This is a genomic window from Kitasatospora sp. NPDC004669 (assembly GCF_040609455.1).
In the GTDB taxonomy this organism is placed as follows: Bacteria; Actinomycetota; Actinomycetes; order Streptomycetales; family Streptomycetaceae; genus Kitasatospora.
Window position 1 is genome coordinate 29,742 of sequence record NZ_JBEXKB010000061.1, and the last position, 22,153, is coordinate 51,894.

The following is a 22,153-nucleotide window of genomic DNA, read 5'->3' on the forward strand; positions in this document are numbered from 1 at the left end:
GTCGCACCGGATGACAGAATCACCAGCCCTCCACGGCGCCCGCATGCTTGACGACACGTGACCAGCCCTACCAGGCCACTTGGCCAGGTGGGGCTGCGGCAGGCACGCTCACGCCACGTACGGATTGAGTACTGAGTGGGCAGTGCGCCCCACGCTGCCGAGGGGCGACGCGCACTCTGGGGCCGAGCCGGCGTGGCCGACGACGAACTGTCCACCAGCGTGCTCGCGGTCGGTCTGCGCCCCGAGGGAGAGGGCCCGGTCGCGGGGATCCTCCGTATCTGCGCCGGATCCGGCCGCCCCGTCAGTCTCACTCTCGCCCAACTCCGCCCCGCCGCCCGGGTCGTCGAACGCGGCGGTCGCCTTCAGGACTGTGTCACCGCCTCATCCTGTCCCTCCGGGTGCCCGCTGAAGAAGTCAACCAAGCTCTGCGGTGCGCGCTCGCCGAGGCAGAGGTCAAGAATCTCGTGGGCGTCCGCGTAGAAGGCCTCGCTGCGCGGGAAGAGCTCCCTCTCGTAGGCGGCGAGCGCTGCTTCGACGTCGTCGAGGTGCTGGGCGATGGCCTTGCCGAGTTCGGCGCCGTCGAACATCGCCAGGTTGGCGCCGTCGCCGGACGGCGGCATCAGGTGTGCGGCGTCGCCGAGCAGTGTCACGCCGGGAACCCGGTCCCAGCGGTGTCCGGTGGGGAGGGTGTGGATCATGCGTGCCACCGGGGCGGTCTCGCCGTCGGTGATCAGCGCGGTGAGGTGCGGCGCCCACCCGTCGAACTCGGCCGCGACCCGGGCGGTCGCGGCCGCGGTGTCGGTGAAGTCCGTGGCGGCGATCCACTCGGCCGAACGGTTCAGCTCGACGTAGGCGTGGAGGATGCCACCCGCCTCACGGTGGGCGACGATCCCCTTGCCGGGGGCGAGTGCGTACATGGCGCCTCGGCCGACCAGCGCGGCCGTTGCGGGGTGTCGCTCGTCGACGTCGTGCAGGTAGGTCTCGACGAACGTCGTGCCGGTGTAGACGGGCCGGGCGTCGGAGAGCAGTGGCCGGACCCTGGACCAGGCGCCGTCCGCGCCGACCAGGATGGTGCTCGTCACGGTCGAGCCGTCGGTGAAGGTCAGCCCGTGCCGGCCGTCGCCGAGCGGGCGGATGTCGGTGACCTTGCTGCCCCAGCGCACCGTCCCCTCGGGCAGGGAGTCGAGCAGCATCCGGCGCAGGTCGCCGCGGAGCACCTCGGGGCGTACCGCGGTGCCGTCGGAGGGGACGTCCAGCAGCAGCGCGCCGTGCTGGTCGAGCACCCGGGCGGCATCGCCGCCCTCGTGGATGATCGCGCGGAACTCGTCGGTGAGGCCGGCGTCCGCGAGGGCGCACTGTCCGTCTCCCTCGTGGATGTCGAGCTGGCCGCCCTGGGTGCGGGACTCGGCGGAGGGGTCGGCCTCGTGGACGGTGGCGGGGATGCCGTGGACGTGCAGGACGCGCGCGAGGGTGAGGCCGCCCAGGCCCGCGCCGATGATCGTGACCGGTGTCGTCATGGTGTTCCCTTCGAAGCCACGGTGGAATGTTGTTCCATTCTCATGTTGGAACAGCGCTCCATTCATGTCAAACTGTGTGCATGGCGATCAAGAAGCAGCGGGCTGCGCGGCGCACGGACGCGCTGTCGAAAGAACGGATCGTGGAGGCCGCGATCGAGATCCTCGACTCCGACGGCGAGGGCGCGCTGACCTTCCGCGCGCTCGCGGCCCACCTGGCCACCGGAAGCGGGGCGATCTACTGGCACGTCGCCAACAAGGACGACCTGCTGGCGGCGGCCACCAACGACGTGATCGCCCGGGTCATGGCTGACCTGCCCGGCGGCGCGCGTCCGCGGGAGGCGATCCGGGCCCTCGCGCTCGGGCTCTTCGACGCGATCGACGCACACCCCTGGGTCGGCACCCAGCTCTCCCGCGCGCCGTGGCTGGCCGCGATTCCGCAGATCTTCGAGGCTTTCGGCAGCCGGCTGGAGGAACTCGGTGTGCCCGAGGAAGCGCAGTTCGACGCCACCTCCACGCTCGTGATCCATGTCCTCGGCGTCGCCGGACAGAACGCCGCCAACGCCCGCCTGCACGCGCACAGGACCGATCGGACGGCCTTCCTGGGCGAGATCGCCCAGCAGTGGGCCCAGCTCGATCCCTCTCGGTATCCGTTCGTGCACCGGGTGGCGGCGCAGTTGCCCGAGCATGACGACCGGGAGCAGTTCCTGGCCGGCATCGACCTGATCCTGGGCGGCATCGAGGCGGCCCACCCGGGTTCGTCCCGTCGGACCTGACTCGAACCCGAGCGGGTCGGGGGCCGGCCGAGAACTGGGTGCTGGCGCGCTCGGAACGGGGCGGCCGGCCCCGCCCGGATGGTCTTGCCGGAGAGGCCGCAGCGCTGTCCCAGCGGGTGGGGAGCTGCGCGATCAGGGAGCGACCCGGCCGTGCCACGAGGTGACCCCGGAGTGTGGACCTGCCTCCGGTGAAGCGGCCGTGCGGCGTCGGCTACGACGCTCCGCAGGTGGCCAGTGCGGTTCGCGCCAGTGCGCGCAGCCAGGCGTGGGCGTGGTCGGTGTCGTAGCGCTGGTGCCATGACAGGTACACCGGTGCCGAGGGGAGTTCGAGCGGCAGGGGAAGTACGGCCAGGCCGAGGTCGGCGGCCGCGGTGCGTGTGGTGATCTCGGGGACGGTGATCAGGAGGTCGGTGCCGCGCGCGAACTCCAGCGCGGCTGCTTCCGTGGGGGCGGCCGCCACCACGCGGCGGGTGAGGCCGAGCCCAGCGAGGGCGTCGTCGACGGCGTTGCTCAGGTTTCCGCGTCGTGAGACGGTGACGTGTTCGGCGGCGGCGTACTGCTGTGCGGTGACGGTTCGGGTGCGGGTGAGGGGGTGTCCCTGTCTCGCGACGACGACGAGGCGGGTCTCGCCCACGTGCTCGGCGCGGATGTCGGGTGCGCTCGGGCGGTTGGCGTTCGCCTCCAGATCGACCTCGCCGCGTCGCAGTTCGGGGGTGTCGGTGCTCGACTCCACGACGAAGCGCAGTCGCACGCCCGGCGCCTGTCCGCGTACGGCCGCGAGCAGCACGGGGCCGCTGAGGGCGACCAGGGAATCGTGCCAGCGGAGTGTGAAGGTGCGTTCCAGCGCTGCCGGATCGAGTTCACGGCTCGGTGCCAGCACGCCCCGGACCTGGTGCAGCAGCTCGTGCACCTGTTCCCGGACGGCGATCGCATAGGGCGTCGGAGTCATGGCGCGGCCGGTACGCACCAGGATCTGGTCCCCGGTCGTGCGCCGGATCCGGCCCAGACTCCGGCTCATCGCGGGGGCGGTGACGTGCAGGCGTGCGGCCGCCCCGGCCACGCTGCCTTCCTCCAGCAGCGCGTCGAGCGCGGTGAGCAGATTCAAATCCAATTGCATGGGAGTAATCCCAGCCGTGCTTGACATGCAGTTGATGCTAATGGAGGAGGTGTATAGCGTCGTCACCACGGTGCAGGACGGAACGCACGGCCCAGCCCGAAATCCCCTTCAACACCCCTTGCTCAGACGGGAGCACCACCATGTCCGAAACGCCTCAGACCACTGACGCCACCGTCACCGTCTCCGACGCCGACCTGCTCGACCAGACCGCAGCCGCCGTGCGTGAGGCCGGTTCGGCACTGCGCGAGCGGTTCGGCGAGGTGGTCCCCTACCAGACCCGCGAAGAGCTGATGCGCGCGCTCGCCGCCAACGACGACACGGCCCTCGCCATCCTGCGCCCGCGCCTCACCATCCTGCGCCCGGACGCCGGCTGGGTGGAGGACGAGCTGGACGGCCGCTTCCTGGCCGCCGCGCCCGGCGTCCACGCCCAGGCCGTCGCCACACTCTCGCGCTGACCGAACACCACCCCACCCGCACACACACGACAAGGGACCACACCGTCATGACCACGATCGCCGTACTCGGAAACGGCCGCGTCGGCGGCAACCTGGCCGCCGCCCTCACCCGCGCAGGGCACGAGGTGACCGTCGCGGACCGCACACCGGGCGCCGCCGCCGACGCCGCCCGACGCGCCCGGATCGTCATCAACGCCACCCCGGGCGCCGACTCCCTGGAACGGCTCGCCGCCCTGCGCGACGAACTGCGCGGCACCCTCCTCGTCGACGTCTCCAACGCCACCACCGACGGACCGGACGGCCTGCCCGCCGACCTGCTCTACCCCGGCTCGAGCCTCGCCGAGCGACTTCAGGAAGCACTCCCCGAAACACACGTCGTCAAGACCCTCAACACCATGCTCTTCCCGGTGATGACCGCCCCGGCCACGCTCACCCAGACGCCCACCGTGTTCCTCTCCGGCGAGGACCCCCGGGCCAAGCAGACCGTCCGCGAACTCCTCACCGACCTCGGCTGGCACAACGAATGGATCACCGACCTCGGCGGGATCCGGACCGCCCGCGCAACGGAGGCCGCGATCCTTTTCGTACCCCACGTGATCCGCTCCAGCGGCTTCGTCCCCTTCGCGATCTCGATCGCCCGCTGACCCGGACCCGGCACACCACTCCCGGCCGGCCCGCATCCGCCCCGCTCGTGGTTGTCTCGGCACGGTGGTCGCGGCCGAACAACCTGCCGTCCAGGATCTGAGTGCTCACCCTGACACGCAGGGCGGTGTCGTTCAGGAGATTTACACGGCTTGATGCCGGTTCAGGTGGCAAACGTGACTGCGGCGTTTGTGAGCGAGGCGTGGGCGGAAACAGGCACCGCTTCCGAGTGATCACGAGGTGTCGAAGCCTGATCACCACCTCTTGAGGTCGGGGAGTTCGGTGTGGGTGCGGGCGAGTTTGCCGGTGAGTCGCTGGTTGCGATCTCGCAGGCGGGCGATGCAGGCCTGGTGCGGGTCGGGCTGCTGGCCTGCCACCCGTGCTGTTACCCGCCGCTTCTCGAACTCGTCCCTGAGAGGCCCCCAGGTCCGCTAGAGGGATGCGCGGGAGATCCTGGGCCCGGCCGGAGTGATCGGGTCGCTCGTGTTCAGTGTGGCTGCCCTCCGGGTCGCCCGGCCCCGGGAAGACAGCCTGCGGTTTCGGTCCAGGCGTCGGCGAGCGTGCGGCCCAGCGGCACAACGGTCGGATCGGGTGGTTCGGGAGGGTGAGGTCTCCCGCCTGAGGCTCGACCCGGCGTGACCCGGGCGCGGTCGCCCAACTGCCGAGGACCTTGGCGGCGTCCTCGGCGATCGCAGCGGTCGGCCCGCTGTCCTCGATGTCGACCTCGACGGAGCCCATGGCGCCACCGGTGATGTATGCCCACGTAGCGCTCTCCACTGTCGGCCAGTAGGCCGGGCCGGCTCAAGCCAGACCCCGAGGCCACCCCGGGCCTGAGGTGTGATGTCCTCTGTCGGCCCAACTGTGCTAACAGGTGCGGTGATTGACGTTTGAGAATCAACTCCTGGGGAGAATGACAGGTTGTTCGATGGCCTGAGGGGTACCACCAGCGCTTCGGCCTCGTCCACGTCGACTTCGAGACGCAGCTGCGCACCCCGAGGGCCTCGTACGCCTGGTACCGGGGCCTGATTGCCGCTCACCGTGGGAGGTTCGGGCGGTAGAGGGGCAGCCTGTCGGGGGCCCCGTTGCGTGTGGCGCACGTCTGTCCAGGCCATGACCGACGCCCACCAGGCCGCTCTTAGGACTCCTAGCAGAATGGGTTCAGGGAGGGGCGCAGATCTTGTAGGGGTACCTCGTTGGAGTTATTTGCCGGGGCCCGGATCACGTGCGATGCTTGCGGGCCGGCGTGAGAGCCACCCGCGTTGGGCTGCGTTGATGGTGGCCTCGAGGCGGCTGGGGGCGTTGAGGCGTTCCATGATGGCTGCCAGGCTGATGAGAGTCGCCATGGTTCCGCACTCTCCTTCCCGCCCTTGCATGGTCGGCCCCGGACCGGACTCCGGCTACTCGCCTCAGTGCGGCACGCAGACGGTGAGCCATTCGCTGTCGCGGGGGCGGTATTCGTACCGGCTCAGCAGGCCGCGGACCACTGCGGGCATGTGGGCCGCGCCGTAAACGACCGCGACGCGGATCGGCTCGTGATGGCGCTCGTCGTGTATCTGGCTCAGGGCGTCCACCAGGCGGGCGTCGCGCTCGTCGAGGAGGGCGTGCCGCAGTTCGCTGTTCGCCCGGGCCTCGGCCCGGCGACTGGTCGGGAAGTCCTCGACGACCAGGTCCTCGTCGAGGAAGGCCGCCGGGCCGCGCAGCGCGAACCACAGGCCAAGCAGCGGTGCCAGAAGCAGCAACGACGGATACTGCCAGTTCAGCGACCTGTGGATGCCACGCATCAGCTCGGCCGCGGCCATGTCCGGCTCGACCACCGGAATACCCTCGGTCGGCAGCGGCACGTCGTTCTGGAGTACGAGCCCGCTGCGGGCGCGGCGCGGGGCGAAGCGGTAGGCCATCGTGAGCATCCCGGCCTGGCGCGACCGACCGGTCACCCCCTCGGCCACGACCATGTCGCAGCTGTCCAACCGCCTGCGGACCTCGGCGTAGAACGCCGGTGTCCCGACGTGGACCATCGGGAAGAGCACGAAGGTCATCGGCGTCCCCCGACGTCGCAAAGTTATGACGGCCGATCGCACCGCGTAGCCGGTGACCTCGACGAACAGCATGCCCGCCTCCCCCCGTGCCGCCCGGGCGTGGCGGCTGCATCCCACTGTCGGATCAGGGTCTCGTCGACGTCAATGGAAGTCGTTGAAGTTGGGCGGGCTTGGTGGCTCAGGCGGCAGATCAAACGACCGCAGATAACTCGAATACCTCTGGGACACGGCCTGGTGCCTACACCAGGCCTGCGACCCGGCCGCCGAAGCCTTCGTCGCCCGCCACGCCCGCACCATCCTCGGCGGCGGCGCCGAACAGGTCGCGGCCTCTCCCGACAAGGCGGCCCGCGCCGCCCGGTTGAAGATGAACCGCCGCAAGGGCATCGACGACGCCATCGGCTACCTGCGCCACAAGGCCGAGTACCTGCGCTACGACACCGCACTGGAATGCGGCTGGCCCATCGCGACGGGAATCACGAGGGCGCCTGCCGCCACCCGGTCAAAGACCTCAGACCCGGACCCTGCACGCCTACCTGCGCCGGCGCAACGCCAACGCACGCCACCGCGACGTCCTGGCCGCCCAATGCAAGGAACGCGCCCGCATCCGCAGCGAGAAGAGCATCCGCCGGGGCGGACGCCCCCTCGCCACCGCGGCCTGAACGCCCCGGCGAACCTCTGCGGTCAGCGCACCTAGAGTTGCGAACCCCCTCCGTCGACAGGGAACTCCGCTCCCGTCGTGAAGGTCGCACCGAACGCCAAGTACGCTACCGCGGCGGCCACTTCCTCGGACGCCCCCAGCCGCTGCATCGGGATCATGCTCCGGTAGGTGTCCTCCATCATCTCGACGACGTCGGCAGGCAAGGAGCGGTTCAGGACGCCCGTGTCGATCGGCCCGGGGCTCACGGCATTGACGCGCACCTTGCGTGGCAGCAGCTCACGGGCCAGGGTGCGCGTCATCGACCGCAGGGCTGCCTTGCTCGCCGAGAAGACACTGAGCGCGTCCAGGCCCAGGACGTTCACCACCGACGTGGTGAGGACCACGCCGCTTCCCTCGCGCAACAGCGGCGCCAACGCCTGCACCGTGAAGTACGGGCCCTTGGCGTTGACGCTGAACAGCGCGTCGTACATCTCCTCCGTCGTCGAGTCCAACGGCGCGGACGCAGTGACGCCGGCGTTGACGAACAGCGCGTCCACCATGCCGAACCGCTCCTGGACCGTGCCGGCCAGCGCCTTGATGTCCTTCAGGGACGCGGCATCGCTGCAGACGGCGATCGCCTTGTCCCCCAACTGCTCCAGCGCGGTGTCCAGGGTGGATCGGGTACGGCCGGTGATCAGTACGTGCGCCCCACCGTCCGCGAACAACCGGGCCGCAGCCAGGCCGATACCGCTGCTCCCGCCCGTGATCACGATCTTCTTGCCGTCATAAGTGGTCATGTCCTCAAGTCAAATATCCACCCGCTCACCCTGTCCAAGACCTGTTCCGCATGCCGTCATGTCCCAGGCGCATGACGGCGCACGACATACCCTGGGCGGATGGACCTCGACCTGCGACTCGTGCGCTACTTCACGGTCGTGGCGGAGTACGGCAACTTCGGCCGGGCCGCCACCAGGCTTCACCTGGCGCAGCCGTCGCTGAGCCGTCAGATCCAGCGGCTGGAGGCTCAGCTCGGTGTCCGGCTGTTCGACCGCTCGCCGCAAGGCAGCAGCCTCACCGACGCCGGTCAGGCCTTCCTTCCCGGGGCCCGAATACTGCTCCAAGAGGCCGAGCAAGCCGCTCACACGGCCAGAGCCGCCGTCCAGCCCCGTACCATCACCGTCGGCTGCGCCGAAGGACTGATCATCACCGTCTGTGTGCAGGAACTGCGCCGCCTGCACCCCGACAGCCAGGTCCGCACCAGGCACCTCGACTGGCGGGACACGCTCGCCCTCGCCGAGGGGCGGGTCGACGCCCTCGTCGCGTACAGGCCCCTGCCCTTGCCGACGGACGGCTTCCGGGTGACCAAACTCCATGAGGAGTCGCGGGTACTGGTCACGTCGGCAAGTCATCCTCTGGCGAACGAGAAGACCGTCAGCCGACGGGCTCTGTCGGACGAGGAACTGGTCGCCTGCGCCAGCACTCCGGTCCTCTGGGGGACGCCCAAGCCCGTCGGCAACCGCCCGGTACCACCCCCGCCCGCGATCGACGACAGCTTCGAGGACAAGCTGGAACTCATCGCCACCGGCCACTGTGTCGCGGTCTTCCCTGCCGGCGATCGACGCGCTGCTGTGCGCCAGGACATCGCCATGGTGCCCGTCACGGACATCGATCCCTGCGAGGTCGTGCTCGTCACGCGCGCTGACGACCCCAACCCGCTGCTCGCATCGCTGGAAGACGTCGCACGTACATTGCTCGGCACAGCCTCCCGACGGGAGAACGGCGAACTGCCGGTCAACTGAACCCATTGCCTCTGCGAGGTGTTCCGGATGGCTGTCGCCGCGCTCACAGTCAGCGGGGCTGTCGACCGCTCCCGGTCGGTGTGGGGCCGACTCCACAGGGCACCAGGCTTCGGCTCAGTTCGGGGGACACAGCCGGGAAGGGCCGGGGCTCGGGCACTCGGAGGCGCACCTGCCCCGGCCGGGTTCAGCGGTGGTGGATCAGTCGTCCAGGACCATGGCCTCGGCGCAGGCGGCGATGGTGAGCAGCAGCGCGTCGTCCTGGCCGGGGACGATCTTGACGGAGTAGTGCTCGCTCAACAGCGACCACTCGCGGGAGATGTGCGCGATCTCCTGCTCGCCGTAGGTGATGGCGTACTGGTGGTCGGTGATGTTGCCGGTGACGTGGATTTCCGCGCCGTTCTCGAAGGTCACGGTGAACTTGTAGACCAGCGGCGAGAAGAGTGCCTTCTTCACGGTGGCGATGGTCTGCTCGCCGCGCTTGATGTAGCGGATGTCCCGGAGGGTCATGATCTTCTCGGAGATCCGGTACAGCTCGTTGCCCTCGGCGTCCTGGAGGGCGATCACACCACTGAAGCTGAACATCTTCTCGTCGACCTGGAAGGCGCGCTCGCCGTTGCGCTTGATCCAGAAGTCGTGGGTGGGGGAGAAGAACTTCTCGTCGATGTCGTACACGACGCCGTCCTGGACCGGCTGGTGGCCGTCCAGCAGCTTCTGGCCCAGGTCCATCAGGAAGTTGTCGTGGTGTTCGCCCCGGCCCTGCTGCGGAGTGTCGCTGAACAGTTCCTGCGCGATGCCGAGCAGGCCGCCGAACTCGTTGCTCATGTTCTGTCATCCCCTGTGAGGTGCGTTTTTCAGGGCCGATCTTAGGGACGGGATTCGGCCGGTAGACACCCTGCCCAGAGGTCTGTTGCACAATCTGCACAGAGCCCGGACAGGGCTGTCGGGGGCGGAAACCGCGCAGGTCAGCGCGGGTGTAAGGGGTGAACGGATCGTTCGTGGACGGCGCGGGCGAGGCCCCGACGGGACCGGCGGCGACCCGGTACCGCACCCGCGCCGCCGAACGCCGGCCACGCGCCCGCGAACACCCGGTCGCCGTCGGGGAGCGCCGGTACGACAAGGTGTTCGCCATGCTGGACCTGCGCCGGGCCTGACCCGGTCCCCGGTCCGGCGCAGGCCCCACCGAGCACGGGCGGCGTCACATCGTGATCTGCCGTCGGTCGATCACCGTCCGGAGCTTGCCGCTGGTGGGCGTCCGTTCGAAGGCCGCGGAACCGACGGTCTCGACCGTGACGTCGAGCAGGCCCTCGGCGACGGCCGAGCCCAGTTCCGGGATGGCGGTCAGGAACGCTGCGCGGGCGGCCGTCCCGTTCCGGGCGTACCGCTCGTCGAGCCGGACGGCGGCGCGCTCACGGTCCTCACCGGCGTCCAGGATCAGCTGCAGCTCTCCCCGGTAGCCGAGCTCCTCCTGTGCCACCGCGACGAACCGCCGGACGTTGAAGAAGTACGTGCCGACCCGGACGACGTCCCCGTACCGGCCGAGGAGTTCGATGCGAGGGGTGTGGCTGCCGCAGGGGCAGACGCCCTCGACCGTGCGGCCGAGGTCGCCGATCTGGTACCGCTCCAGGCGCTGCCCGGCCCGGGTGCGGCTGGTGAAGACCAGGCGGCCCGGCTGCCCGGCGGATACCGGGTGGTCGGCCTCCGGGGCGAGGACCTCCAGGGTGTGCAGGTTGGTCAGGACGTGGTGGACAGAGCCCTCGGAATGCGTGCACTGGTAGCCGAGCGGCCCCAGGTCGGTGCTGCCGTACGACGCCGAGCGGATCAGTTCTACGCCGAACTCCTCGGTGAGCACCCGGCGTTGTTCCGCCGTGAAGTGCTCGCCGCCGTAGAACACCTTGCGGATCCCGCCGTACGCGCGCAGCTCGGTGCTCTGGGCGTGGAACAGCTGCCAGAGGTAGGACGGCATGCCGAACACGGTGTCCGCCCCGTGTGTCACCAACGCCTCGGCGGTGGCGGCGTGGTCGGGGCCGGCGGCGATCGGGAGCTGGGTGGCGTTGAGGCGCTCCAGGATCGAGAAGAAGCTGATGAAGCTTCCGTACATGCCGCCGCAGTAGAACAGGTTGGCGGCGCGGTCCCGGGCCGGGTCGAACCCGGCGGAGAGCAGGCCGTCGGCGGCGGCCCGCATCTGGGTGTCGTAGTCGGCGTTGGTGAACACCGACAGGGCCGGGGCCCCGGTGCTGCCGCCGCTGCGGAAGTGGAGGTGGGCCTGCTCCGGCGCGAGGGTGCGCAGCTGCTCCTGCACCCCGGCCTTGTCCAGCAGTGGGCCGTTCGGCGCGGCGGGGACGAAGGCCGGGGCCGCCAGGTCGTCCAGGCAGGCGGTGGTGGCGAAGGCCCCGTCGGTCCGGACGCTGACGCGGCGGCTGTAGCGCTGGAGCGCGTACACGCCGTCGTGGGGCTCGCCGTGGTAGCCGTCGAGCATCCCGCCGACCGGGGTGACCCGCAGCACGCCGGCGGCGACCACCGCCTGCGACAGCCGGGCGACATCGGCCCGGCTGCCGCCGATCGCGGCGGTCTGCAGGTACCGGCGCATCGGTCGCAGCACGGTCATGACGGACGTGCGGGGCAGGGGCTTGACCCAGACGCTGCGGTGGAGCGGCGAGGCGGCCAGGGCGGGGCGGGTGTCGGCGAGGACGCGCCAGGACCCGTCCTCGGCTGCCAGGACCCTGGTGAGGCCGAGGTGTTCCTCCAAACGGGCGATCAGTTCGGTGGTGGTGATCTCGGCGTGCTCGGCCGGTTCGAGTTCGGGCCGGGGCAGCCGGGCGGAGGCGTCGGCGAGGTGGGCCGCGAAGCGCTCGGCGAAGGCGAAGACCTCGTCGTCGTCCTCGGTGTCGAGGTAGACCACCTGGGGGCTGGAGCAGGCCTGCTGTTCGAAGCGGCAGACGTCGGCGGCGAGCGCGTCCAGGGTCACCCGGTCCGACCAGGCGGCACGGGTCAGGTAGGCGAAGGAGATCCGGTGCCCCCACTCGACCAGGCGGCAGCCGGCCGGGACCAGTTCGGAGACCGAGCGGACGGCGTCCTCGCCGCCCCAGACCGCCACCGCGTCGGCGGGCTCGCACATCAGCCGCAGCCACTCGGTGCGGGCGGAGGGGAAGCGTAGCGCGACGATCCGGCGGGCCAGGGCACCGGTCGGGTCGGCGGCGGCCAGCTCGGCGAGCAGGTGTTGGGCGAGCGGTGTGTCGGCGCTGCTGGTCTTCAGCACGTTGAGGTTTCCGGTGAGCAGGCCCTCGATCACGCTCAGCGGGGCCACGGCGGCGGCGTTGCCGGGGGCGATGTGGACCAGGAGCCCGACCGGCGCCCACGCCTCGAAGGTGGTCTCCCGCGCGTCGGGCCGGGTCAGCCGCTCGGGGCGCAGCCCGCCGAGTTCGCGACGGAGCTTGAGTTCCATGGCCGGGCGGGCGATCGCGCCGGTGATCTCGGCGAGCGTCGCCGCCGCTTCGTCCGGGTCGACGCCGCCACCGGTGAGTTCGGCGAGGAGGCGGGTGCGGACCGGGCTGCCCGACGTGCCGAGGGCATCGGCGAGTCGTTGGCAGGCGCTCAACACCAGTTCGGTGGGCAGGGGTTCGGTCAGGGTCCGCGCGGCGAGGTCGGGAAGCTCGGCCAGACGCCGGGCGGCCTCGTCGTCGTCGATGAACGAGCCCTGCCAGAAGTGTGGCCCGGTGCTTGCGAGTTCGGTGGTCACGGGTTCGGTGGTCACGGGTTCGGTGGTCACGACATCCCCTTCAGGAGTTCGGCGGCGGCCGCCGCGCAGTTGCGGTTCCGGCTGACCCCGGCGCGGCCGTGGATGGTGAACCACGGGGTGGGCAGCGGGCAGGGGCACTCCTGCCCGGGGTGCAGCGAGGCGAGGTCGCCCATGACGACGCTCTGCGCCGGCACCGAGGTGATGTACGGGGAGACGAGGTGGAGGAAGCCGCGTTCGCCGTACGGCAGCGGCTCCAGGGTGCGGGTGTCGCGCACGGCCGCCCGCGACCAGACCGGGACGTGCAGGCGGTGGTGTCCGCACTCGATGTACGGCACGCAGTGTTCGACCGAGCCGAAGGTGTCGCGGATGCGGTCCGAGGGGATGCCCAGTTGCTCCGTGACCCCGGCGTAGAACTGCTCCTTGCCGATCTGCCGGTCGGTGTGCCCCTTCCAGCCGCCGCCGAGCAGGACCAGGGAGTCGGCCGGCAGCCGGAGCGGCGGGAGGCCGAGTGCGCGCATGCGCTCCAGGGTGAAGTGCAGGAACGAGGGGAATCCCAGGATTCGTACCGGCAGGCCCTCCTCGGCGTAGCGTTGCAGCGCCTCGATGCAGCCGTGGACGTCGAACTCGTGGCCGCTGCCGGTGTGCCGCAGCGCATGCGTGGTGTGGTTCGCCGGGGCGAAGTCGCAGAGGTAGTTGTCGGTGAACGAGGTGCCGAGCTTCAGCTGCGGAGCGGGCTGGTAGCTGTACAGCAGGTAGTTGACGGGCTGGTCCGGCGTGATCCAGCCGTAGTGGTCGAAGATGCGGGCCACCATGCGCTGCGCGGAGCGGATCGTCCAGGTGTCGAAGAACATCTGCGACTTCTGGCCGGTGGTGCCGGAGGAGGTGAGGTGGAGGAACACCTCCTCCCGGGGGATGGAGAGCACCTCGTGCCGTTTGAAGAAGTTGGCGTGCACCAGGGGCGTGCGGATCCCTTCGCCGACGGTCGGCGCCGGGGTTTCCGCCGGGCCGTCCAGCAGCGATCGGAGGAACGGCGAGCGCTGTGCGTGCCAGGCGTGGGACTCGGCCATCGCGGCGGCGAACAGGGCGTCGGTCTCCGGCCCGGCCGCGTACGGGGTGGCCAGGTCGCAGAGCTGCTGGACGTGCGGGAGCGCGGCCGGGTCGGGAACCCCGACCGGCGCGAGATGGGCGTTCAGGGGTTGGGCAGTCACGGGGAGACCTCGGGAATGGGTAGGTAGGTCGACGTCCAGGCGGTCAGGTAGGCCAGCAGGTACGGCTGGAGCCGACTGCTGACGGCCGCGGCCCTGAAGTCGATCTGACGGCTGGTGCGGGACAGCACCACGTAGTCGTGGAACCGGTCGCCGATCCGGCGCATGGCCGGGTAGACGGCGCTCGGGATGAACCCGGCGGCCAGGAAGGCGTCGAGCCCGGCGGTGTCGGCCAGCGGCAGGAGCGTCTCGACGTAGTCGGCGCCGGCGCGGGTGACGGCCGCCATCAGCGGCTCGAGCGCCCCGGTGACGGCCGCCGGGGACGGGTGCACCGCGATCAGCGAGCAGCTCGCCGCGGCCCGGTCCAGGTCGGCGTACGCCTCGAACGCGCCGTCCGGTGGGGTGAGCACGGCGTTCGGGGCGTGCAGCGGGAAGAACCGTTCTCCTGGATCGGGGAAGAGTTCGAGGAAGCGGCGGCGGACGAAGCCGGGTGCGGTGATCAGCTCCATCGGCGCTGTGACCGGCGCGGTCCGCTCGACGGCCGGGGCGGGGGTGTCCGTCGGGCGAGGGCGGCCGTAGTCGACGCCGGTGCTCTGCCGGGCCGCGTCCAGCAGCGGAACCAGGGCCCGGGGTACCACGTCGACGTTCTCCCGCCGGGCCAGGACGCCGTCGGCGTGCCGGGCGACCAGTGCGAGGCTCTCGCACCCGGCCACTTCGACGGCGTTCGGCATCAGGCCGAGGGCCTGGAAGCCGTTGCGGGCGAAGACCTGTTGGGGACCGGGGGTGACCACGCGGACGGTCGCGTAGACCGAGTCCAGCGTGCCGGTGGCGAAGGCGTCCGCGCAGACGGAGGCGGTCAGCCGGGCGGCGAGGCCCCCGCCGCGCTGTTCCGGGTGGACCGCCAGGCCCACCAGCTTGCCGATCCGGCTGCCGGGGTCGGTCTGCACCGCCACCGACCCGGCCAGGCGGTCGGCGCCCTCGTGGCGTGCGGTCAGCCAGTGCGTGTGCGGGTCGTCGATCAGGCGGCGCATCTCCGCGGGGTCACTGCCGAGCGCGACCGGGTAGCCGTGGCCGTAGACGTCGAAGTAGAGCTGCCGCAGCTGTGCGACGTCCTGTGGTACCGCCGGGGCGATCGTCACGGTCATCGAACGTCCCCGTTCGGCTGCGTGGCCGTGGCCGTGCCCGCCTGCGTGGCGGTCGCGGGCTCGGGGGCGCACCCGGGGGCGGCCGGTTCGCGTCGGCCGGTCCACCACAGCGCGGCGGCGACCGGCAGCACGCCCAGGGCCTGGACCAGGCACAGCGTCCGCGCCGAGAGGTGGTCGCCGAGCAGGCCGAACGCCAGCGACGACACCGGGAAGGTCGCCCCGAGCAACGCCTGCATGACCGCGAAGAAACCGGGCCGGTCCTCGGCCGGTACCAGCCGTTGGAACAGCGCCACGAACCGCACGCCGATCACGCCGACGCACCAGCCGGCGACCGCCATCGACCCGACGGCCGGCGCCTGCCCGGCGGCCAGGCCGGGCAGACCGAGCGCGGCGGCCATCAGGCCCAGGCATCCGGCGCCGACCGCGGTCGGCGTGCCCGGGAGCCGGCTGCCGGTGAAGGAGCCCACCAGGGTGCCGGCGCCGAGGGCCGCCTCCAGGGCCGCGACGGTCGAGCCGTCGGCGTGCAGCACGGTCCGGGTGTACAGCGGCATCACCACGAACACCGCCGTGGTGAACACGTTCGCCGCGGTGAAGCAGAGGAGCACCCGGCGGATGAACGGCAGTTCGGCCAGGATGCGGCGCAGCGGCCGTCGGGCGGCGGGCGGCGGGCCGTCCGCGCCCGGAGCGTCCGGTGCGCCCTGGGCGGCGGGGAAGCGGGTCGCGCCGATCAGGACGGCCGCCAGCAGGTAGGCCCCGGCGCACCCGACGACGATGCCGGCCAGGCCCGCGCCGTCGACCACCAGCGGGCCCAACAGCCCGCCGGCGAGGCCGGCCAGCGACTGGGTGGCGAGTTCGAAGCCGGTCGCGGCCTCGATGTCGGCGTCCCGGACCAGCTCGGGGACGGACGTGGTCAGACAGGGGTCGAAGACCGCCTGACAGCCTGCCAGCAGCAGTGCGGCACCGTACATGACCGCCATCGGCGGTGTCGCGGTGTACGTCCAGCCCGCCGTGCCGAGCGCGACCAGGCCGGCGACGGCCGCCGAGGCGGCCAGCACCGTGCGGTGCGGGCGGCGGGCGATGAGCGCGGCCACCAGCGGCGCCAGCACCACTGCGGGCAGGGTGCTGACGGCGAGGAAAGCGCCCGAGGCGAGCCCGCGGTCCGGGCCTGCGGCGTAGCCGACCAGCCACCACACCGCGCCGACCTGGAACATCCGTCCGGCGGCCTGGGTGAGGACCTGCGCGCCCCAGACGGCGGCGAAGCGCCGGTTGCGCAGGACGAGCGGCAGGCGGTGGACGGCCGCCTCGGTCGCTTCGACCGCCCCGGTCGCCTCGGCTGCCCCGGCCACCTCGACCGCCGTCACGAGTGCGGCCGTTCGTCGAGGACGCGGATCAGCTTTCCGGTCCGCGCGTTGACGGCGAGCTCGTGCGGACGCACCCACGCGACGGAGAGCGGATGGACATGGGTGGCAGCGACCGCCGCCGGGTACAGCGGCCGCGCCGTGTGGACCGCGGTCGTGACGGCGGCGGCCAGTTCGGGGAGCCCGTCGGGGTTCCCGTCGCAGGCCAGCCGCAGGACCAGCCCGTCCCGGCCCTCCCAGCGGCGTACCACCAGTTGCACGCCGGTCACCCGGCCGGCCGGGTCGGCGGCCCGGACGAGGTCGAGTACGTCCTGGGTGTACAGCGACACCGGCCCCACCCGCACGCCCTCCTGGGCCCGGCCGAGGATGCGGAACTGCCCGGTGGCGACGTCGGTCCATTCCGCGCGGTCCCCGACGGGATAGCGCAGCACGGGCATCAGCCGTCGCCGCAGGTCGGTCACCACGACCCGGCCCGGTACACCCTCCGTGCCGATCGGCTCGCCGGTGTGGTCGTCGAGGATCTCCACCACCGTCTCCGGGGTGAACGCCCGGTGCACCCGGGTGTCCGGCCCCGGTACCGGGCGGCCGAGCAGCCCGGCATCGACTGCGGCGTAACCGATCGACGAGACAAGGGCGTTGGGGAACACCTTGCGCAGCAGCGGCTGCTGGTCCTGGTAGAGGCCCTCGCCGCCGAACAGCAGCAGTTCCACGGAGGGGAGTTCGCGACCGGAGGTCAGGAGGTGGTCGGCCAGTGCGCACAGTGTCGTCGGGGTGCCGGCCACCACCTCGACCTCGAACTGTTCCAGGGTCTGCGCGGTCGACTCCAGGGGCGCCGCCCCGCCGATCGGCAGCCGGACGTTGGAGACGGGCGAGCGGTGCAGCGAGTCGAGGATGAAGGTGTAACTGGCGTACAGGTCGCCCGCGTAGAAGAGGTCGGCGACCCGGTGCCCCGGACGCAGCCCGGCGTCGACCAGTCCGGCACCGAACGAGGTGGTGAACTCCCGCCACTCCTCCCTGCTGTAGAACGAGAACTTCGGCGAGCCGGTGGTGCCACCGCTCTTGAAGACGACCGCCTCCTCCAGCGGCCCGGTCAGCAGCCGGTTGCCGCGAGGCGTGTTGGCCTGCCAGAACTCGGCCTGCGGGACGACCGGGAGGTCGGTCAACCGTGCGGCAGAGGCCGGCAGGCCGGCGTACAGGTCGGCGTAGAAAGGCGAGTTGTGGCGGGCGAAGCGTACGAGTTCCGCTATTGGTTGAACGGGCATCAATTCCTGCTTTTGGGCGTGCGAGGGCGGAGCGAGGTCGTGTGGTACACGACTTCGCCCTACGGGTCGGAGACGATCGTGGAGCCGCCGGCGGTCGGTGGAATTCGATTCCGTTGCGATTCGGCAGGTCACGGGACGGGGAACGGACCGAGCGTGCGCACCGAGGTTCATCGGTGTGCGGATGGTTCGTCTACTGATGCGACATCGGGGTTTGTGGGGTCACCCGCTCGCAGAAAGCAAGGCTATCACCCGCGTATGCCTTTGGATTCTCGGCTGAGTTGTCGTCAGATGGTGTGGATACGACCCGAGGCCTCGTTGCCGGTGCGTCTCCGGTGCAAGGTGTGCGAAGGGTGAGGTGGATCTCGCGGGGGCCGGATCGGCGGGGGTTCCGCGCCCTGGTCGATCGGTTTCCGCAATTTCTTTAGTTGAATTCACGACATTTCATGTGGGGGCTGCCTGGTTGTGGTTTGGATGTCGGAATTGCCACCCGCCGTTCGGGGGGTACGGCCTCCGCCTTTCGGCGGGATTCGCCGGATCCCTCACGGCGGCGGCGTTGACCGGTTGTCTACTCGCGGACGTTCTACTGCGAGCACGGACTGCGACGCACGACCGACGGCACGGCGGAGCCTTGCAGGGCACGGCACGGCACACCGCCCCGACCGGGCAGGCCTGAACCGGCGCAGTCACCCACCAGCCAGTGAGGGTTCGGACATGAATCGCACGCCCATACATCCTTCCGCGACGCTGCCGGTCCTGGAGACCGCCCTCGTCCGGCTGCGGGACCACCGCCCCGACGACCTCGACGCCATGCGCCCGGTCTGGGGCGACCGGGCCGGGATGCGCCACCTCTCGACCGGCGTCATGGACGACACCCGGATCCGGCGCAGGCTCGACGAGGCCGTGGCGACCGCCTCCGAGGTGCCGCGCCGTCACTACCAGCTGGCCGCCTGCCTCCAGGGCGCCGACCGCCCCGTCGGCGGCATCCGCCTCGACGTCGAGGACGCCACCACCGGCTACTCCGGCGTCTTCACCATGGCCCGCCACCTCCGTGGCTCCGGGTGCGCGCCCGACATCGGCTGGCTGATGCTCAAGCTCGCCTTCGCCGAACTCGGCCTCACCCGGGTGTGGAGCATGGCATCCCTGGAGAACACCGACGCGGTCCGCGCGATCACCCGCTTCGGCTTCACCCCCACCGGTGAGACCGAGCGCTACTTCCCCGAGGCCGACACCACCATGCGCCTGGTGACCCTGGAGGTCCTCGCGGACACCTGGCGCACCATGCCCGTCCCGGCCGGGCCCGGCCCCGTCCGACCCTGCGCCGACACGGCATCATCGTGACCCACCGGCGCGGCCCGCAGGGTGCGTACGCCTGGGGCCGAGACCTCTTCCGGTGTGGTCAGCGTTGATAGGTGCCGGTGAGTTTGCCGGCGGCCAGCTCTCTGCCCTTCAAGGCTCGGTGTACGGCCTCGGAGTTCGGGCGGCCGTGGAGGGGCAGCGGTTCGGAGACGGCGGACAGGCGGAAGACATAGCGGTGCGGCCCGCCGGGGGGTGGCATGGGGCCGCCCCAGCCGGACCTTCCGAAGTCATTGGGCCACTGCCGCCCGTCCTGGGGCTCGGCCCCCTCCAACACGCCGGAGCTGGTCGGGGTGATTCCGGTGACCAGCCAGTGCAGGAAGGTGCCGCCGGGCGCGTCGGGGTCCTCGCAGAGCAGCACCAGTTCCTCCGCGCCGTCTGGTACTCCCGACCAGGCCAGCGGGGGCGAGACGTCGTCTCCCTCCCCGCTGTGGCGACGGGGGATCGCGCCGTGGTCGTGGAAGGCCGTGCTCGTGAGTGCGATTCCGGTCATGCGCAGCGCCGTACCCGCAGTAGCCCCGGACACCACGGATCTCCCTCTCATGCCACCCGGACGGCCGACACATCGGAACAGCGGACGAGACGGCCGCAGCATGGGGGCATGGAGCTGCGGGAGCTGCGGGCGTTCGTGGCAGTGGTGGAGGAGGGCGGGTTGTCGGCGGCGGGACGGCTGGGCGGTGGAGGGGAAGGGGTCACACCCGAGAACGCACCACCGCCCTCACGCTCCAGCACGGCCTGCTGCCCCAGAGACAACGCGGAAGCGCACCCCCAAGGCCTCGTAGGCGTGGTACCGCGATCCGATCACAGCTCACCGATCTGCCAAATCACGGTAGTCGTCCTCGTCATGAGGTGCCGACCGGGCCGAGGCATCACGCCGGGACGGTGAGCAGCTTCTGGCCGTTGCCGGCGTAGATGTCGAAGTGACCGATCATTCCTGGGGGCATGGGTACGGTCCCGGAAACCTTGGCGCCACCCGGGTACTCGCCGGCCTGCCAGGTGGCGGCGGTCGCCGTGGTGCCCGTGATCCCGACCGCTTGCAGGCTGCACGTGATCCCGGCGGGCGCTCCCTTCGCCGTGACCTGCAGGGTGCTGCCCCAGGCAGCGGGCGAGACCTCAACCGAGGCGGACACGCCGGTGGTGGGGTCGGTTCCGGAGAAAGTGCGGACCGGGGCCGGTGACGTGGGTGCGGGCTGCGCCACCTGGCTGCTCGTGGACGCGACGGCAGCCAGCCACGTACCGCCCGATGCTGCTGCGGCGATGAGCGTCGTGGCGGCTGCGACCCCGACCAGTTGCCTCCGCACGGCGGTACGACGCCGGGACGCGGCTTGCTGGAGCAGCCGGTCGAGCCGGCTTCGCCCGGTTCGCTGCGGTACGACCGGCACGGCAGTGGCCGCAGGCTCCTGCTCCGGCTGCGCTCGCTCGCGTGCGGCGGCCCGCTGTACCAACCGGTCGGCCAGTTCCGCGCTGGGCGCGGGCGGTGCCTCGCCTGCGGCCTCGGCCTCGCTGACCCTCGCGAGTAGTGCGGGCAGCCCCGCCAGTTCGGCATGCTCGGCCTGGCACTCGGCGCATTCTGCGAGGTGGGCGCGGACCTGCTCCGTCTCTGCCGGGGACAGCGTTCCCAGCACGTATCCGCCCAGGGACAACTGGATGGCGTCATGGTCGCCGTTCATGGTCCGCACCTCCTCCACGTCGCTGTCACGGCTCGATACCCCGTTCCTGCAGTGCCAGCCGCAGCGCCTTCAAGGCGTAGTACGTGCGCGACTTCACGGTGCCCACCGGAATGCCGAGCACCTCCGCGGCCTCGACCATCGTCCGGCCTCTGTAGTACGTCTCCAGCAGCACGGCCCGGTGTTCCGGGGAAAGGGTCCGGATGGCCTCGGCCACCGCCCAACTTTGCAGCGTTCGCTCGATTTCGTCTTCTCCGGGCGTCTGCTCCGCGAGCCGTTCCAGCGCCTCCCCGTCGACCTCGGTCGGTCTGGCCCGGCGGGCCCGGCGGGCATCGATGACCAGGTTCCGGGCGACCGTGCACAGCCATGCCCGGGCCGGTCCGCGCTCGGGGTCGAACGCCGCCGGGTGCTGCCAGGCCCGTAGCAGTGTCTCCTGCACGACATCCTCGGCCCATTGCCAGTCTCCTGAGGTCAGTCGCAGGACGAAGTGAAGCAGCGGCCCGGCATGCTCCGCGTACAGCGTGCGGAGTAGTTCCTCGTCCGCGCGGGAAATGGTCCCCGTACCAGAGACACGGTTCCCAGAGCGATCCGGCTCACTGGATGGACCGCGTCTCCGAAGACTCCACGGCATAAGTCGATCATCGCATATGTCACTAATCCGTGAAATCTCGCAAAAGGTGCTTTCACGCCGAACCGTACGGCCCCTGGCGCCCGTGGAACCTGACGAGCACCGATCCCCGGGATCCCCTCCTTCCCTCATCCCGCAAGGAGTGAGCCGAGATGACCGAGATGGTTCCGCCGCTTCTCGGGGCCACCCCCACTACGCGGCCGGTCACCCGCCCCGACCACCTGCTACGGCTCTGCGGAGCGCTCCACGAGCACAACGGATTCACCGCCCGCGCCCTGCCCGGCACGCTCGCCGTCACGCACAGCGACTGCGCCGACCCGGAAGCCGTGCACGTCTTCAACGCCGGGTCCCGGCACGGAACGCCAACCGAATGACCGACCCACGCCCGCCCCGATCCGGGGCTGGTCAGTGGAGAGCACACACCCACACGCATGTACCTGTACTCCCTGGTCCGCAGCGGCCCGAGTGATGCACCCGAGTGGTCCAAGCGTTACGGCTACCGGTTGCCACGGCCCGCCACCAGTGAGAAGGAGCCATCGAAATGAACGGAAAGCAGAAGACAGTCGCAATCCTGACGGGAACCGTGCTGGCGGCCGGACTCACCAGTCCGGCCTTCGGTGCCACCGCCCCCGCCGCTGTGTCACCGACCACGAGCGCCGCCGCTGCGGGGTCCGGGAGGTCGGTCGTGGAGTGGAACCGCGCGCTCATCACCATCCTGAGCGATCCCAAGGCCCAGCCGCCCACCGTCCACCCCACGCGCAGCTTCGCGCTCCTCCAGGCCGCCGAGTACGACGCGGTGGCATCGGTCACCCGGGCCGATCCC

22 protein-coding genes and 4 pseudogenes are annotated in these 22,153 nt (G+C 70.9%); 11 read left to right on the plus strand and 15 right to left on the minus strand.

Going from position 1 to position 22,153, the window contains the following annotated elements; translation table 11 throughout:
- Positions 1–135 precede the first annotated feature (135 nt).
- Positions 136–480, plus strand: a complete 345-nt coding sequence (locus ABZW30_RS35905) for a TIGR02679 domain-containing protein (RefSeq protein WP_355675450.1) — start codon at positions 136–138, stop codon at positions 478–480.
- Here the strand turns inward: ABZW30_RS35905 and ABZW30_RS35910 are convergent.
- The gene (locus tag ABZW30_RS35910) at positions 363–1,517 is read right to left on the minus strand and encodes an NAD(P)/FAD-dependent oxidoreductase (protein ID WP_355675451.1); all 1,155 of its coding nucleotides are present in this window, start codon (positions 1,515–1,517) and stop codon (positions 363–365) included. The genes ABZW30_RS35905 and ABZW30_RS35910 overlap by 118 nt on opposite strands.
- A gap of 80 nt (positions 1,518–1,597) precedes the next feature.
- Here ABZW30_RS35910 and ABZW30_RS35915 point away from each other — a divergent pair, with 80 nt between their 5' ends.
- A complete protein-coding gene (locus ABZW30_RS35915; RefSeq protein WP_355675452.1) occupies positions 1,598–2,290 on the plus strand; it encodes a TetR family transcriptional regulator in 693 nt (230 codons plus the stop codon).
- 211 nt (positions 2,291–2,501) lie between these two features.
- Here the strand turns inward: ABZW30_RS35915 and ABZW30_RS35920 are convergent, their stop codons facing one another.
- A complete protein-coding gene (locus ABZW30_RS35920; protein WP_355675453.1) occupies positions 2,502–3,407 on the minus strand; it encodes a LysR family transcriptional regulator in 906 nt (301 codons plus the stop codon).
- Between the two features lie 140 nt (positions 3,408–3,547).
- On the opposite strand from ABZW30_RS35920, the pseudogene ABZW30_RS35925 reads away from it, so the two are divergent.
- Both ABZW30_RS35925 and ABZW30_RS35930 read left to right on the plus strand, forming a co-directional pair.
- Positions 3,548–3,802, plus strand: a pseudogene (locus ABZW30_RS35925) (3'(2'),5'-bisphosphate nucleotidase CysQ); the annotation flags it as partial.
- Positions 3,803–3,909: 107 nt separating this feature from the next.
- Positions 3,910–4,506, plus strand: a complete 597-nt coding sequence (locus tag ABZW30_RS35930) for an NAD(P)-binding domain-containing protein (RefSeq protein WP_355675454.1) — start codon at positions 3,910–3,912, stop codon at positions 4,504–4,506.
- Positions 4,507–4,758: 252 nt separating this feature from the next.
- Here ABZW30_RS35930 and ABZW30_RS35935 read toward each other — a convergent pair whose 3' ends face one another.
- Positions 4,759–4,881: a hypothetical protein gene (locus ABZW30_RS35935; RefSeq protein ID WP_355675455.1), complete on the minus strand. Its 123-nt coding sequence runs from the start codon at positions 4,879–4,881 to the stop codon at positions 4,759–4,761.
- A 555-nt stretch (positions 4,882–5,436) separates the two neighbouring features.
- Between ABZW30_RS35935 and ABZW30_RS35940 the strand changes: the two are divergent.
- Positions 5,437–5,562: pseudogene (locus ABZW30_RS35940) on the plus strand (family 1 glycosylhydrolase); the annotation flags it as partial.
- Between the two features lie 348 nt (positions 5,563–5,910).
- Here the strand turns inward: ABZW30_RS35940 and ABZW30_RS35945 are convergent.
- Positions 5,911–6,612: a hypothetical protein gene (locus ABZW30_RS35945; RefSeq protein ID WP_355675456.1), complete on the minus strand. Its 702-nt coding sequence runs from the start codon at positions 6,610–6,612 to the stop codon at positions 5,911–5,913.
- A gap of 166 nt (positions 6,613–6,778) precedes the next feature.
- Entirely contained in the window at positions 6,779–6,952 is a 174-nt protein-coding gene (locus ABZW30_RS35950) for a hypothetical protein (protein WP_355675457.1), read from the minus strand.
- 97 nt (positions 6,953–7,049) lie between these two features.
- On the opposite strand from ABZW30_RS35950, the pseudogene ABZW30_RS35955 reads away from it, so the two are divergent.
- Positions 7,050–7,199, plus strand: a pseudogene (locus ABZW30_RS35955) (IS630 family transposase); the annotation flags it as partial.
- A gap of 31 nt (positions 7,200–7,230) precedes the next feature.
- Here ABZW30_RS35955 and ABZW30_RS35960 read toward each other — a convergent pair.
- On the minus strand, positions 7,231–7,974 hold the full coding sequence (locus ABZW30_RS35960) for an SDR family oxidoreductase (protein ID WP_355675458.1): 744 nt from the start codon (positions 7,972–7,974) through the stop codon (positions 7,231–7,233).
- Between the two features lie 99 nt (positions 7,975–8,073).
- On the opposite strand from ABZW30_RS35960, the gene ABZW30_RS35965 reads away from it, so the two are divergent.
- The gene (locus ABZW30_RS35965; RefSeq protein WP_355675459.1) at positions 8,074–8,976 is read left to right on the plus strand and encodes a LysR family transcriptional regulator; all 903 of its coding nucleotides are present in this window, start codon (positions 8,074–8,076) and stop codon (positions 8,974–8,976) included.
- Between the two features lie 198 nt (positions 8,977–9,174).
- Here ABZW30_RS35965 and ABZW30_RS35970 read toward each other — a convergent pair whose 3' ends face one another.
- Positions 9,175–9,798: an LURP-one-related family protein gene (locus ABZW30_RS35970; RefSeq protein ID WP_355675460.1), complete on the minus strand. Its 624-nt coding sequence runs from the start codon at positions 9,796–9,798 to the stop codon at positions 9,175–9,177.
- 158 nt (positions 9,799–9,956) lie between these two features.
- On the opposite strand from ABZW30_RS35970, the gene ABZW30_RS35975 reads away from it, so the two are divergent.
- Positions 9,957–10,127, plus strand: a complete 171-nt coding sequence (locus ABZW30_RS35975) for a hypothetical protein (protein ID WP_355675461.1) — start codon at positions 9,957–9,959, stop codon at positions 10,125–10,127.
- A 44-nt stretch (positions 10,128–10,171) separates the two neighbouring features.
- Here ABZW30_RS35975 and ABZW30_RS35980 read toward each other — a convergent pair whose 3' ends face one another.
- From ABZW30_RS35980 to ABZW30_RS36000, 5 genes are read right to left on the minus strand one after another with little or no spacing between them, the layout of a single operon-like run.
- Complete coding sequence (locus ABZW30_RS35980) at positions 10,172–12,742, minus strand: acyl-CoA reductase (protein WP_355675462.1); 2,571 nt, start codon at positions 12,740–12,742, stop codon at positions 10,172–10,174.
- Positions 12,739–13,905, minus strand: a complete 1,167-nt coding sequence (locus tag ABZW30_RS35985) for an acyl-protein synthase (RefSeq protein WP_355675472.1) — start codon at positions 13,903–13,905, stop codon at positions 12,739–12,741. The genes ABZW30_RS35980 and ABZW30_RS35985 overlap by 4 nt, the downstream gene beginning before the upstream one ends.
- A gap of 11 nt (positions 13,906–13,916) precedes the next feature.
- Positions 13,917–15,062, minus strand: a complete 1,146-nt coding sequence (locus ABZW30_RS35990) for a GNAT family N-acetyltransferase (RefSeq protein WP_355675463.1) — start codon at positions 15,060–15,062, stop codon at positions 13,917–13,919.
- Positions 15,059–16,423: an MFS transporter gene (locus ABZW30_RS35995; protein ID WP_355675464.1), complete on the minus strand. Its 1,365-nt coding sequence runs from the start codon at positions 16,421–16,423 to the stop codon at positions 15,059–15,061. Before ABZW30_RS35995 ends, ABZW30_RS35990 begins: the two co-directional genes overlap by 4 nt.
- Positions 16,420–17,682, minus strand: a complete 1,263-nt coding sequence (locus ABZW30_RS36000) for a phenylacetate--CoA ligase family protein (RefSeq protein WP_355675465.1) — start codon at positions 17,680–17,682, stop codon at positions 16,420–16,422. Before ABZW30_RS36000 ends, ABZW30_RS35995 begins: the two co-directional genes overlap by 4 nt.
- Before the next feature lie 711 nt (positions 17,683–18,393).
- On the opposite strand from ABZW30_RS36000, the gene ABZW30_RS36005 reads away from it, so the two are divergent.
- Entirely contained in the window at positions 18,394–19,020 is a 627-nt protein-coding gene (locus ABZW30_RS36005; RefSeq protein ID WP_355675466.1) for a GNAT family protein, read from the plus strand.
- Positions 19,021–19,078: 58 nt separating this feature from the next.
- Here the strand turns inward: ABZW30_RS36005 and ABZW30_RS36010 are convergent, their stop codons facing one another.
- From ABZW30_RS36010 to ABZW30_RS36020, 3 genes are all read right to left on the minus strand, one after another.
- A complete protein-coding gene (locus ABZW30_RS36010; protein WP_355675467.1) occupies positions 19,079–19,528 on the minus strand; it encodes a YbhB/YbcL family Raf kinase inhibitor-like protein in 450 nt (149 codons plus the stop codon).
- Positions 19,529–19,904: 376 nt separating this feature from the next.
- Positions 19,905–20,705, minus strand: coding sequence for a zf-HC2 domain-containing protein (locus ABZW30_RS36015; RefSeq protein WP_355675468.1), 801 nt, complete (start codon positions 20,703–20,705; stop codon positions 19,905–19,907).
- Positions 20,706–20,730: 25 nt separating this feature from the next.
- Positions 20,731–21,333 carry a sigma-70 family RNA polymerase sigma factor gene (locus tag ABZW30_RS36020; protein WP_355675469.1) on the minus strand — a complete coding sequence of 201 codons (603 nt, stop codon included), beginning with the start codon at positions 21,331–21,333 and terminating at the stop codon, positions 20,731–20,733.
- A 149-nt stretch (positions 21,334–21,482) separates the two neighbouring features.
- Between ABZW30_RS36020 and ABZW30_RS36025 the strand changes: the two genes are divergently transcribed.
- Both ABZW30_RS36025 and ABZW30_RS36030 read left to right on the plus strand, forming a co-directional pair.
- Positions 21,483–21,704 carry a hypothetical protein gene (locus tag ABZW30_RS36025; protein ID WP_355675470.1) on the plus strand — a complete coding sequence of 74 codons (222 nt, stop codon included), beginning with the start codon at positions 21,483–21,485 and terminating at the stop codon, positions 21,702–21,704.
- A gap of 167 nt (positions 21,705–21,871) precedes the next feature.
- Positions 21,872–22,153 (plus strand): annotated as a pseudogene (locus tag ABZW30_RS36030) (hypothetical protein); the annotation flags it as partial.